Here is a 12,137-nt window from a genome sequence, read left to right as displayed (position 1 = left end):
TGGTGGTTGCCGACGGCGGCACCGTGGTGTCTGACCAGGTGATCGCAAGAATCGATACCGAAGGCAAGGCTGGCGCAGTCGCACCAGCTGCGGCCGCTGCTGCTGTCGCGCCCGCCGCAGCGACTGCTTCCGCGCCTGCGCCTGCCGCGGGCGGCTCCATGGCGGGTGTCCCGATGCCGTCCGCTGCCAAGCTGATGGCAGACAACAATCTGGCAACAGGTTCTGTGCCGGGAACCGGTAAGGACGGTCGGGTCACCAAAGGCGACGTACTGGGCGCTACCGCCGCAGGCGCTGCCAGGTCAGTAGCTGCCAGCGCAATACCAACGGGCGTACAGACCAAATCCTTGCCGCAAGTGGCAGCGCCCTCCAAGGCCGCTGATCTGGGCGATCGTCCTGAGCAGCGCGTGCCCATGAGTCGCCTGCGCGCCCGGATTGCCGAGCGCCTTTTGCAGTCACAGTCGACCAACGCCATCCTGACGACCTTTAACGAAGTCAACATGGCGCCAGTGATGGAAATGCGCAAGCGCTTCCAGGACAAGTTCGAGAAGGCGCATGGCGTCAAGATCGGTTTCATGAGCTTTTTTGTCAAGGCCGCGGTTCATGCGCTGAAGCAATACCCGGTGCTCAACGCGTCGGTTGATGGCACTGACATCGTTTATCACGGCTATTTCGATATCGGGATTGCCGTGGGCTCGCCACGTGGCCTGGTCGTGCCTATTTTGCGCAACGCCGACCAGATGAGCTTTGCCGAGATTGAGAAAAAGATTGCCGAGTACGGCGCCAAGGCGCGTGACGGCAAACTGGGCATCGAGGAAATGACGGGCGGCACATTCTCCATCTCGAATGGCGGCGTGTTCGGCTCCATGCTCTCCACCCCCATCATCAACCCGCCGCAGTCCGCCATTCTGGGCGTTCACGCGACCAAAGACCGCGCTGTGGTTGAAAACGGCCAAGTCGTGGTGCGTCCAATGAATTACCTGGCCATGAGCTATGACCACCGTGTCATTGACGGCCGCGAAGCGGTGCTCGGCCTGGTCGCCATGAAGGAAGCGCTGGAAGACCCGGCTCGTCTGCTGTTCGATATTTAATAACTTGTCGCGGCGCGGCAAGGCAGCCTGGGCTGCCTGCCGCGTTGCCCATTCACTGAAAAAAAACATGTCCAAACAATTTGACGTGATCGTCATCGGCGGCGGTCCTGGCGGCTACATCGCTGCTATTCGTGCGGCGCAACTGGGTTTTGCGGTTGCCTGTATTGATGCGTGGAAAAATGCCAAAGGCGGTCCTGCCCTGGGCGGAACCTGCACTAACACCGGCTGCATTCCCTCCAAGGCCCTTTTGCAATCTTCCGAGTACTACGAGCATGCAGGCCACCACTTTGCCGATCACGGCATCGAGGTCAAGGGGCTGGGCCTGGATGTGGCAAAGATGGTTGGCCGCAAAGACACCGTGGTCAAGCAAAACAACGACGGTATCGTGTACCTGTTCAAAAAGAACAAGGTCACCTTCTTTCATGGCCAAGGCTCTTTTGTCGCCGCCAAAGACGGCGTCTATGACATCAAGGTGGTGGGTGCCGCTGAGGAAATCATTTCAGGCAAGCACATTATTGTCGCGACTGGCTCCAATGCCCGGGCATTGCCAGGAACGCCTTTTGATGAGGACATGATCCTTTCGAACGACGGCGCGCTGCGCATCGGTTCCGTGCCTAAAAAGCTTGGCGTGATCGGTTCGGGCGTCATCGGCCTCGAAATGGGCTCGGTATGGCGCCGTTTGGGGGCTGAAGTCACTATTTTGGAGGGTTTGCCTACATTTCTGGGCGCAGTAGACCAGCAGATCGCCAAGGAAGCGCACAAGGCGTTCACCAAGCAAGGCCTGAAGATTGAGTTGGGCGTGAAGGTCGGCGAGATCAAAACGGGCAAAAAGGGCGTGTCCATCGCTTACGCCAACGCCAAGGGCGAAGCCCAGACGCTTGAAGTTGACAAACTCATTATCTCGATTGGCCGCACGGCCAACACCAACGGCCTGAACCCCGAGGCGGTCGGCCTGAGCCTTGACGAGCGCGGTGCGATTGTGGTCGATGGCGATTGCAAGACCAACCTGCCGGGCGTGTGGGCGGTTGGAGATGTGGTGCGTGGCCCCATGCTGGCGCACAAAGCCGAAGAAGAAGGCGTGGCGGTTGCTGAACGCATTGCGGGTCAGCATGGGCATGTCAACTTCAACACCATTCCCTGGGTCATCTACACCAGCCCCGAGATTGCATGGGTGGGTCAAACGGAAGAGCAGCTGAAGGCAGAAGGGCGCGCCTACAAGGCGGGCAGCTTCCCCTTCATGGCCAATGGTCGCGCGCGCGCCTTGGGCGACACCACGGGCATGGTCAAGATGCTGGCAGACGCGGCAACGGACGAAATTCTGGGTGTCCACATTGTGGGGGCCATGGCCAGCGAGTTGATTGCAGAATGCGTCGTTGCCATGGAATTTCGCGCCAGCAGCGAGGACATCGCCCGTATTTGCCACGCGCACCCGTCCCTGAGCGAAGCGACCAAAGAAGCGGCGCTGGCAGTTGACAAGCGCACGCTGAATTTTTGAATGTCCAGCGCACTCCAGCGGTGACTCAGCCCGTACGCCTGGCCTACGAGGCTGAACTCGCAACGCGGGGTTATCTCAGTGACCCCGCGCAGTTGCGTGCTATTGATGCGCTTGAGCGCTGTGCGGCCGAATGGGCGGCGTTCAAGAGCCGGCGATCCAATGCCTTCAAGAAGCTGGTTAACCGGCCCGAGATTCCTCGCGGTGTTTATATGTATGGGGGGGTTGGCCGGGGTAAAAGCTTTCTGATGGATTGCTTTTTTGGCGCCGTGCCGCTCAAGCGCAAGGTCAGGTTGCACTTTCATGAGTTCATGCGTGAGGTGCACCTGGAACTGCACGGTTTGCAGGGTACTGCAAACCCCCTGGATGAATTGGCCAAACGCATCGCCAAACGTTATCGCCTGATTTGCTTCGACGAGTTTCATGTCGCCGACATTACCGATGCGATGATTCTTCATCGCTTGCTGGCAGCGCTGTTTGCCAATGGCGTTGGTTTTGTGACGACTTCCAATTTTCGTCCCGATGACCTCTATCCAAACGGCCTGCACCGGGACAGGATTTTCCCGGCGATTGAGTTACTCAAGACCCGGCTGGAAGTCCTCAGCGTGGACAACGGAACGGACTATCGAAGGCGCACTCTGGAACAGGCCAGGATGTACCTCACGCCGCTTGGCGAAAAAGCTGACGCCGAGATGACGGCTACGTTTAATGCGCTGGCGGAGTCTCAGGATGAAGACCCCGTGATGCGGATTGAGTCCAGGCAAATCGAAGCCAGGCGCAAGGCGGGTGGCGTGGTGTGGTTTGATTTCAAGATCTTGTGCGGTGGGCCGCGCTCGCAAAATGATTACCTTGAGATTGCCAGTCAGTTTCATACGGTGTTTTTGAGTAACGTGCCACACATGCCGGTCAGGATGGCATCGGAGGCCAGGCGATTCACCTGGCTGGTAGATGTTCTGTACGATCGAAGGGTTAAATTGATCATGTCGGCTGCTGTAGCGCCCGAGGCGTTGTATACCGATGGTCCGTTGGTCCATGAGTTTGCACGGACTGTCTCGCGGCTCAACGAAATGCAGTCCATGGAATTTTTGGCCCTGGAGCGCAGAGACGTAGATACGACACTGACATGAAAAAATGGTTTGTTTCACTGTTCTTTGCCACTCTGAGCACCTTGTTGGGGGCGCAGACGGCTGCGGGTGAGGTCGCGCCTGATATCAACGTGGAAAGGGCCAGAATCAGTGCTGCCCGGGCCACGCTGGAGTCAGGCTTTTTGGCGGAGGATGCAGCCTGCTATAAAAAATTCGCGGTCAATCATTGTCTTGACCGCGTCAACACCAGGCGGCGTGAGGCGATCGCAGATCTGCGTCGTCAAGAGATCTTGCTCAACGATGAGGAGCGACGGCTCAGGGGCGCCGCACAGTTGCGCAAACTGGAAGAAAAATTATCAGTTGAAAAGCAGCAGGATGCGGCAGCCAGTTCCACCAAAACGCAGGAAGACGGGGCGTCTCGACTGATCAGGGAAAAGAAAAAGAGTAATGACCAGGCCACAACTGGCGCGCGTGAAAAAACCGCTATCGAAGCCAGCGCTGCAAGGCTGAAGGAGAATCAGCGAAAAGCACAGGTCAGAACTGACAACCGGGCTGAGGCCGCACTTGCTGCTGAAAAACTGAGTGCCCGCCAGAAAAAAGCCCAGGAGAGGCGGGACCAGCATGAACGCGATCGTCTTAAAGAGATCAAACCTCCCGCTAAATCCTTGCCATTGCCAGAATAAGCAAGCGCTTTGTTCAGGTCAAGTGTTCAAGCTTGACAATAACCAGCGACAGGTTGTCACCTGTACCGCGGGCACGTGATCTTGCCTTCTTTATCAAAAATTCAGTGGCTTCACGGGGCGGCAATACAGACAGTGCGGATCCCAGTTCGCTGGCGCTGAAGTAATGCCAAACGCCATCGCTGCAGGCGAGCAGCGCGTCATGTGGCTGCAGTTTTGGAATGAAGTGATATCCAATGGGCGGCGATTCTTCGGTACCCAGGCAACTCATCAAGATATTGGATTGAGGATGGAGATTGGCTTCGTCCTCGGTTAGCTCACCCTTGTCAATCAGGGTTTGCACGTAGGAGTGATCCACGGTCCTGTGGATCAGCTTGCCGCCGTGGTAGTGGTAGATGCGCGAGTCACCCGCGTGCACCCAGTGGCAGTCGCCACCCGGATTAATCAAGAATGCGGCCAGCGTACTGTGCGGTTCCTGTTCGGCCGAGATGGCGGTGAGTTTGATGACCATGTGCGCTTCTTCAATGATCTGCTTCAGCATGGCCTGCGCGTCATCCGTAGGCGGTGAATACCGTTCAAAAAGTTGCTTGGCCGTCATCATGACCTGATCGGACGCTTTGCGCCCACCGCTTCGCCCCCCCATGCCGTCGGCGACTATGCCCAGCATGCAGCTGGGATGGCGCGGGTGGCTAAAGAGATTGACCTGATCCTGCTGATAGTCCCGGTCGCCCTTGTGGGTACCCGTGGACGCTGTGATGCGATAACCTTTAGACATCGTGTAATCGGTCAAGCCCGGAGGGCTCGATTTGTAGAGGCAATCGACGTATTATCAGACGAAGTGGCGCACACGGATAAAAATACATTGGACCTCAATCTACATTCACCTGAGTGGCAGCTCATCGAGCTGAAAATTAAGCACGCAGATCTGAACGCATTGGCAGATATGACGGCGCATGCTCTGCCCATCGACGAATTACTGCTCAGGCGTCTTAAAAAACGACTACTTCAACTGCGCGACCAGATATCAAGGCTTGAGTCATCGCTAGTCCCGTCTGAGCCTGCTTGATACTCTTGGAGTTCAGGTTTTCTTCACTGCCCGGATCACACTTGCCCAGCGCACGTCCCCTGATAAAAAAATTGGCAGCGGAGCAAGAACCGGTGCTCGGGCTGCAGATTTTCACCAGAATTTATACCATGGCTTATCTGCAGATTTGAAGCCTTTGCTAAGGTATTGACTGTTCGGATAAGTTTTTTCCATGACGCGACGCGTATCGTCGCGAAGGTCCGCCATGCCCAAGGCATCGTAGGACCTGTAAAGAATAAAGGTGGCCTCTTCAAGCGCCGGGACGTCGCGATAGTCGGCGATTGCGCTTTGGGCCCGATTGATGGCGGCGATGTAGGCGCCACGGGAGTAGTAGTACCTTGCAACGTGAACTTCTGATTGGGCCAGGGAATTCACGATATAGCTCATACGCAATCGCGCATCAGGCACATAGCGGGAATCTGGAAAACGTCCTGCCAGTTCCTTGAAGGATTCAAATGACTCCTTGGCTGCTTTCTGGTCGCGCTCGGATAAGTCCTGGCGCGATATAAAGCCGAAAAGTCCCAGGTTGTCGTTAAAGTTGACCAAGCCCTTGAGGTATAAAGCGTAGTCCATCGCTGGGCTTGCCGGATGCAACTTTATAAAACGGTCCAGTGTCGCCAGCGCTTGGGCTTGCTCGCCCCCCTTGTATTGGGCATAAGCTTTGTCGAGTTGTGCCTGCTGCGCAAGAGGGGTTCCGGCTGCGCGGCCTTCCAGCTTCTCGTAGAGAGGGATCGCCTTGTCGTAGGCGCCAGAGCTGGCTTCATCCTTGGCTTCTGCGTAAATCTTGTTTGGACTCCATGAGGCCGTACGATCTGCATCCGGGGTGCTTGAGCAGCCCGAGACCATAAAAGACAACGCGCAAATGGCGGCAACAAGCGGCAATGCCCCGGGAACAACCGATAATTTGGTGGAAAACATTGCGATCGACCTTCTTGATGACTGATTCTGAACAAAGCAAATTAATTATATCGGGCGCTGTTGCTGCCCATGACCTGCTGGACGAAGCGCAGGAGGAGTCCGACAGCAGCAGTCTGGAAATGGAACTGCGGCAAGTGATGGTTCCTGCCGAGAGTCATGGCAGCCGTCTGGACCGCGCTTTGGCTGGCATTGTGCCTGAGTTCTCACGCAGCTATCTGCAGCAATTGATCGAGGCCGGGGTGGTGCAGATCAATGGCCTGGTGGTGCAAAAAACATCGTCCAAGGTGAAGGCTGGGGACGCGCTCATTATTGAATTGAGGCCCACGCCACAAAGTCAGGCCTTCAAGCCAGAGGTCATGGCACTGGATGTTGTGTATGAGGATCCTTATTTGTGCGTGATCAACAAACCGGCTGGTTTGGTCGTGCATCCAGCGCCAGGTAACTGGAGCGGCACCTTGCTCAACGGACTGTTGGCGCGGGATCCTCAGGCTTCTTTTTTGCCGCGTGCCGGCATCGTGCACCGTCTGGACAAGGATACCAGCGGGTTGATGGTGGTGGCGCGTCAACGCTCGGTCATGGATCAGCTTGTCGGCCTGATTGCCGCCCGGGATGTGCATCGGGAATATATTGCACTGGCGCATGGCGCATGGCAGGGCGCCAAAACCCGCCAGGTAGAGGCAGCAATCGGCCGTGATCCCCGCAATCGATTGCGCATGGCGGTGGTGGACCTCGAGAAAAATTCTGGCAAGACCGCCTCCACGGTGGTTTCACTGCTGCACAATGAAACCAAGTATTGCTTGGTAAAGTGCAAACTTCATACGGGGCGCACCCATCAGATTCGGGTTCACATGGCTTTTTTGGGTCATCCCCTGGTGTCTGACGCGCTTTATGGCGGCTTGCCTGCTGGTGGCCTGGGCCGCCAGGCATTGCATGCGTGGCGGCTGGCATTTGAGCATCCCGTCACTGGTGAAATGATGGAGTTCAAGTCGACTCCCTCCGCTGATCTACAGGCAGCGATGGCGGATTTGGGCTTGATATACAATCAAGATTAATAGTTTTTCGACTATCTGCATCATGGCGCTCCTTAAAAGTGGGCCCTGCATAAATGCAATGCGCATACAGGCGCTATTTTCCGCTTTTTCCCGGAACGACCAATCATGAATACGACGGATGCGAAGCGCATCCTTGAAACAGCACTCATTTGCGCGCAGCAACCGCTACCTTTGCGCGAGATGGGCGTCTTGTTTAACGGGGTATTGACTGCCGACAGCATCAAGTTGGTGCTTGAGGATCTGCAAAACGACTGGGCCGGTCGCGGTGTCGAACTCGTTCACGTAGCGACCGGTTGGCGCTTTCAGAGTCGCCCACAGATGCGCGAGTATTTAGACAGACTCCATCCAGAGAAACCGCCCCGTTACAGTCGGGCCGCTCTGGAAACGCTGGCGATTATTGCCTATCGCCAGCCCGTGACACGTGGCGACATGGAGGAAATCCGGGGCGTCACAATTAACGGGCTGCTTCTTAAGCAATTGGAAGATCGTGGTTGGGTCGAAGTGATCGGTCACCGCGAAACGGTGGGCCGACCCGGGCTTTATGCCACGACCCGGCAATTTTTGGATGATTTGGGCGTGGAATCGTTGGATCAGCTTCCTGTCATGGGAATCGCACCGGATCAGGCGGCAATGCGCGAACGAGTTGAATTTGGCATTGCTGACAATGCGCTAATCACCCCTGCTGAACTTCTTGCTTCGCTGGGGAGTTCCAACGAAGAAGCCGATGCGCAGGCACGGATTCCGAAAAATATAGAAATCCAGGAAAGCTTGGAGCCGGATGACGGCAACAGTTCCTGACACCCTCCTAACCGTCGGGACCCAGCGCTCCGCATGCATGACTGAAAAAAGTATGAATCATCAAGACCAACCCGCTTCCGAGGCCCCGGCAATGCCTGACCAAAACATCGATAAAGACACGATTCCAGTGTCCGTACAACCTCCTCAGATTGCTCCTGGTTTGATAGCATCGACTGCGCTAGTCGACGCTGCCATGCCCCCACCGGCGACCACGCGAGGTCGGCCAGTTCCTGCCGCAAGCGCCATCCGGTTTGAGGATGTGGTGACCGGTCAATTCGATGCGGACGAAGAGGATGTGGCGCTTGATTTGCCCAAGCGGGTTTTGTCGGCGCAACCAGAGACCCCCAAGCTGCACAAGGTTCTTGCCCAGGCTGGCATGGGTTCGCGGCTTGAGATGGAGAAGTTGATACTTGAAGGACGTATTTCGGTCAATGCCGAGCCGGCTCACATCGGGCAACGCATCCAGTTTGGCGATACGGTCAAGGTCAATGGCAAGCCGGTTCGGGTTCGGATTGATCCGCCGCCGCCGCGTGTGATTGCCTACCATAAGCCCGCGGGCGAAGTCGTGACGCACGACGATCCGCAGAATCGGCCTACCGTGTTTCGCCGACTGCCCAAGTTGTTTCAGGGTAAATGGCAGTCCGTGGGGCGTCTTGACTTGAATACCGAAGGTCTGCTGCTGTTGACGAGTTCGGGCGAACTGGCCAATAAGTTAATGCATCCGCGCTTTGGACTGGAGCGTGAGTATGCCGTGCGGGTGCTGGGCGCACTGAACAATGAGGAAAAAAAGCGTCTGCTGGAGGGTGTTGTGCTGGATGATGGTGTTGCCCAGTTCGGCTCCATCGAGGCGGGTGGCGGTGAAGGCGCCAATTGCTGGTATCGGGTCACTATTTCAGAAGGTCGCAACCGCGAGGTTCGCCGTATGTTTGAAGCGGTGGGGCATGCCGTCAGTCGGCTGATTCGTATTCGCTACGGAGCCATGGTGTTGCCGCGAGGCCTCAAGCGCGGTGCGTTTGTCGAGCTCGATGAAAATGATATTTGGGCACTGACCAGCGCTGTAACGCGCTCTGAATCGAAGGCTGATCCGCGAAGCGATGTTGCCAATCCAGGCAATGTGGCGGGCGAGGGCGGTGATCTGCAGCGCCGGGGTCCGCGTGGCAACGAGCGCGCCCGAAGCGGCGCCGGGCGGCCACGGGGGCCAAATGCAGGACCGGGGGCGGCTCGCTTTGGGCAGTCAGGTCCAAGCGGTCCCCAGGGTCAGAAGCGGCGCGACGACCGCCCTGCGCGGGGTGAGCGGTCGGCCGGAGGGAGCCAGCCTGACCCCATGAAGACGTCATTTGGGTACATTGGCTCTGATACCTTGACGCGGCAGCGGCAAGACCAGGGGCAGCGCCGAGGCGGCGGCAATACCGGGAATACCGCTAACACCGGCGGGATGGCCGGGGGCCAGCGTCGCGGCGGTGGCAACGGAGGCGGTAGCGGTAGCGGCAATCGCGGCGGGGGAAACCGCAGCGGAAATCGCTGAATACCTACGCTTCACCTGATTTCACGGCCATGAACGGATGCCGAAAGTCCGCAGGTTAAAATCGAAGGCTTTATTCAATTTTTGAATAAATTAGCAACCCAATAAATCTAAAACGCAAGGAAAATATATGGCTATCGAACGCACACTCTCCATCATCAAGCCCGACGCAGTCGCAAAAAACGTCGTGGGCCAGATTTACGCACGTTTTGAAGCTGCCGGCCTGAAAGTTGTCGCTGCAAAAATGGTGCACCTGTCGCAAGGTGAAGCAGAAGCTTTCTACGCAGTTCACAAAGAGCGTCCTTTCTTCAAGGACCTCGTCTCTTTCATGATCTCAGGCCCTGTAATGATTCAGGCGCTGGAAGGCGAAGGCGCTGTGTTGAAAAACCGCGACCTGATGGGTGCCACTGACCCGAAGAAAGCTGATGCTGGCACCATTCGTGCTGATTTTGCTGACAGCATCGATGCCAATGCGGTGCATGGCTCCGACGCTGTTGAAACGGCAAAAGAAGAAATCGCTTTCTTCTTTGCCGGCATGAACGTTTACGCACGTTAATGATGTTCGTCCCCATGCTTTGCCTCCCCGCAACCGGGTCGTCACTTGCTTGGGGCGGCGCGGCTTGCCGCGCACTGTCATGACCACCAACCTCCTTGACTATGATCTGGAGGGCTTGGTCGCGTTTTGCGAGCAGCTTGGCGAAAAACGCTTCCGCGCCACGCAGTTGTTCCGCTGGATTCATCAAAAAGGAGCGTCAGACTTTGAGCAGATGACCGATCTGGCGAAGTCCTTGCGCGAAAAACTGAAAACTTCGGCCTGCATACAGGGGCCCAAAGTGGTATCCCGCCATGAATCGACAGACGGCACCATCAAGTGGTTGTTTGACGTCGGCGCGGGGGATGTCATTGAGACGGTTTTCATTCCCGAAGCTGATCGCGGTACCTTGTGCATTTCATCACAAGCTGGTTGTGCCGTCGGATGCAGATTTTGCTCTACAGGGCACCAGGGATTTAGCCGCAACCTGACCACTGGGGAAATTGTCTCTCAGTTGTGGTTTGCCGAGCATTTTTTGCGCGAGCATCTGGCCAGGAAAAACCGGCAGGATCGGGTGATTTCCAATGTGGTCATGATGGGCATGGGAGAGCCCTTGCAGAACTATGCGCAGCTACTGCCGGCGCTAAAGGTCATGCTCGACGACCATGCGTATGGGCTGTCGCGCCGCCGGGTGACGGTGTCGACCTCTGGCGTCGTTCCCATGATGGACAGATTGGGCAAGGATTGCCCTGTCGCGCTCGCGGTATCGCTGCACGCACCCAATGATGCACTGCGCGACAACCTGGTGCCTTTGAATAAAAAATATCCTATTGAAGAGCTACTGGAGGCTTGTACTCGCTATCAGGCGGCGGCACCACGTGACTTCATTACATTTGAATATTGCATGCTTGACGGAGTCAACGACCAGCCCGAGCACGCCCGTCAACTGGTGTCCCTGATGCAAACCCACGCGGCGCGTGGCTTGTCGTGCAAGTTCAACCTTATTCCCTTCAATCCGTTTCCTGCCTCTGGCCTGAAACGCTCTGAAATGCAGCAAGTTGCCGCTTTTGCAAAAATTTTGATGGATGCCGGTATCGTGACGACCATCCGTAAAACCCGTGGTGACGATATTGACGCCGCTTGCGGGCAACTGGCTGGCGACGTTCAGGACCGAACCAGCGTAGACCGGCGTATGGCCGCGCAGCGGCAAGGTATGCTTGGAGGCATCAAAGTGGTAGTGCTCAAGGGGCTAAGTCAATGAAGTCTGTCTTCACGGTGTTCTGGATTCCAGTTTGTTGGGTAGTTTTTTTGCTGGTGGGTTGCGCGAACCAGCTTGGCGCCCCGGGGGCTTCCGGCGTTCAAAGTGACATGGTGACCGAGTCTGATGAACCTGATCAGCGCAAGCGTGCGCGGTTGCGGCTTGAATTGGCGACAGGGTATTTCCAGGAAGGGCAGACCAAGGTCGCGCTCGATGAGATTAAGCAATCGATCGCCATAGATCCAGGCTACGCGAATGCATTTAATTTGCGCGGGCTGGTGTACATGCGGCTGAATGACATTCCCTTGGCGGAAGATAGTTTTCGCCGTGCCTTCGTGTTGAATCCGCATGATGCGGATGTCGCTCACAACTATGGCTGGCTGCTTTGCCAGCAGGCGCGCTACCCTGAATCGTTCAAGTTGTTTGCACAGGCTGCCGCGAATCCAACCTACACAGGAAAAGCCAAGACCTTGATGGCCCAAGGGGTGTGCCAGGTTCGCGCAGGGCGGCTTGATGACGCAGAGAAGAGCCTTAAACAGTCTTACGAGTTTGATGCAGGCAACCCGGTGACCGCCTATAACCTGGCCAACCTTCTTTATATGCAAGGTGAACTGACCCGTGCGCAGTT

13 protein-coding genes are annotated in these 12,137 nt (G+C 56.5%); 11 read left to right on the top strand and 2 right to left on the bottom strand.

Annotation, left to right across the window (positions count from 1 at the left end; translation table 11 throughout):
* The 4 genes from odhB to IV091_RS02530 form a co-directional block, all read left to right on the top strand.
* Positions 1-1,088 (top strand): 2-oxoglutarate dehydrogenase complex dihydrolipoyllysine-residue succinyltransferase (gene odhB / locus IV091_RS02545; RefSeq protein ID WP_293464669.1); only part of this gene is annotated, 1,088 nt, incomplete at its 5' end.
* A gap of 67 nt (positions 1,089-1,155) precedes the next feature.
* Positions 1,156-2,583: a dihydrolipoyl dehydrogenase gene (gene lpdA, locus IV091_RS02540; RefSeq protein WP_293464666.1), complete on the top strand. Its 1,428-nt coding sequence runs from the start codon at positions 1,156-1,158 to the stop codon at positions 2,581-2,583.
* A gap of 20 nt (positions 2,584-2,603) precedes the next feature.
* Entirely contained in the window at positions 2,604-3,707 is a 1,104-nt protein-coding gene (zapE, locus tag IV091_RS02535) for a cell division protein ZapE (protein WP_293464719.1), read from the top strand.
* A complete protein-coding gene (locus IV091_RS02530) occupies positions 3,704-4,348 on the top strand; it encodes a hypothetical protein (protein WP_293464663.1) in 645 nt (214 codons plus the stop codon). Before zapE ends, IV091_RS02530 begins: the two co-directional genes overlap by 4 nt.
* 13 nt (positions 4,349-4,361) lie before the next feature.
* Here the strand turns inward: IV091_RS02530 and IV091_RS02525 are convergent, their stop codons facing one another.
* Positions 4,362-5,120, bottom strand: coding sequence for a protein phosphatase 2C domain-containing protein (locus IV091_RS02525; RefSeq protein WP_293464716.1), 759 nt, complete (start codon positions 5,118-5,120; stop codon positions 4,362-4,364).
* An 87-nt stretch (positions 5,121-5,207) separates the two neighbouring features.
* On the opposite strand from IV091_RS02525, the gene IV091_RS02520 reads away from it, so the two are divergent.
* Complete coding sequence (locus tag IV091_RS02520) at positions 5,208-5,411, top strand: DUF465 domain-containing protein (RefSeq protein ID WP_293464713.1); 204 nt, start codon at positions 5,208-5,210, stop codon at positions 5,409-5,411.
* A 111-nt stretch (positions 5,412-5,522) separates the two neighbouring features.
* Here the strand turns inward: IV091_RS02520 and IV091_RS02515 are convergent, their stop codons facing one another.
* Complete coding sequence (locus IV091_RS02515; protein WP_293464660.1) at positions 5,523-6,347, bottom strand: outer membrane protein assembly factor BamD; 825 nt, start codon at positions 6,345-6,347, stop codon at positions 5,523-5,525.
* Between the two features lie 17 nt (positions 6,348-6,364).
* On the opposite strand from IV091_RS02515, the gene IV091_RS02510 reads away from it, so the two are divergent.
* The 6 genes from IV091_RS02510 to IV091_RS02485 form a co-directional block, all read left to right on the top strand.
* Positions 6,365-7,399: an RluA family pseudouridine synthase gene (locus IV091_RS02510; RefSeq protein WP_293464657.1), complete on the top strand. Its 1,035-nt coding sequence runs from the start codon at positions 6,365-6,367 to the stop codon at positions 7,397-7,399.
* Between the two features lie 105 nt (positions 7,400-7,504).
* On the top strand, positions 7,505-8,197 hold the full coding sequence (scpB, locus tag IV091_RS02505; protein ID WP_293464654.1) for an SMC-Scp complex subunit ScpB: 693 nt from the start codon (positions 7,505-7,507) through the stop codon (positions 8,195-8,197).
* A 52-nt stretch (positions 8,198-8,249) separates the two neighbouring features.
* Positions 8,250-9,722, top strand: a complete 1,473-nt coding sequence (locus tag IV091_RS02500; RefSeq protein ID WP_293464710.1) for a pseudouridine synthase — start codon at positions 8,250-8,252, stop codon at positions 9,720-9,722.
* A gap of 127 nt (positions 9,723-9,849) precedes the next feature.
* Positions 9,850-10,275, top strand: a complete 426-nt coding sequence (gene ndk, locus IV091_RS02495) for a nucleoside-diphosphate kinase (protein WP_293464651.1) — start codon at positions 9,850-9,852, stop codon at positions 10,273-10,275.
* 79 nt (positions 10,276-10,354) lie between these two features.
* Positions 10,355-11,512: a 23S rRNA (adenine(2503)-C(2))-methyltransferase RlmN gene (gene rlmN, locus IV091_RS02490; RefSeq protein ID WP_293464648.1), complete on the top strand. Its 1,158-nt coding sequence runs from the start codon at positions 10,355-10,357 to the stop codon at positions 11,510-11,512.
* A partial coding sequence (locus IV091_RS02485) for a tetratricopeptide repeat protein (protein WP_293464645.1) occupies positions 11,509-12,137 on the top strand: 629 nt, incomplete at its 3' end. The genes rlmN and IV091_RS02485, both read left to right, overlap by 4 nt.

The sequence above is a fragment of the Polaromonas sp. genome (assembly GCF_018780625.1).
Lineage (GTDB): Bacteria > Pseudomonadota > Gammaproteobacteria > Burkholderiales > Burkholderiaceae_C > Polaromonas.
Note: the sequence above shows the minus strand (reverse complement) of the source record. Positions and strands in the feature narration are given on the sequence as shown.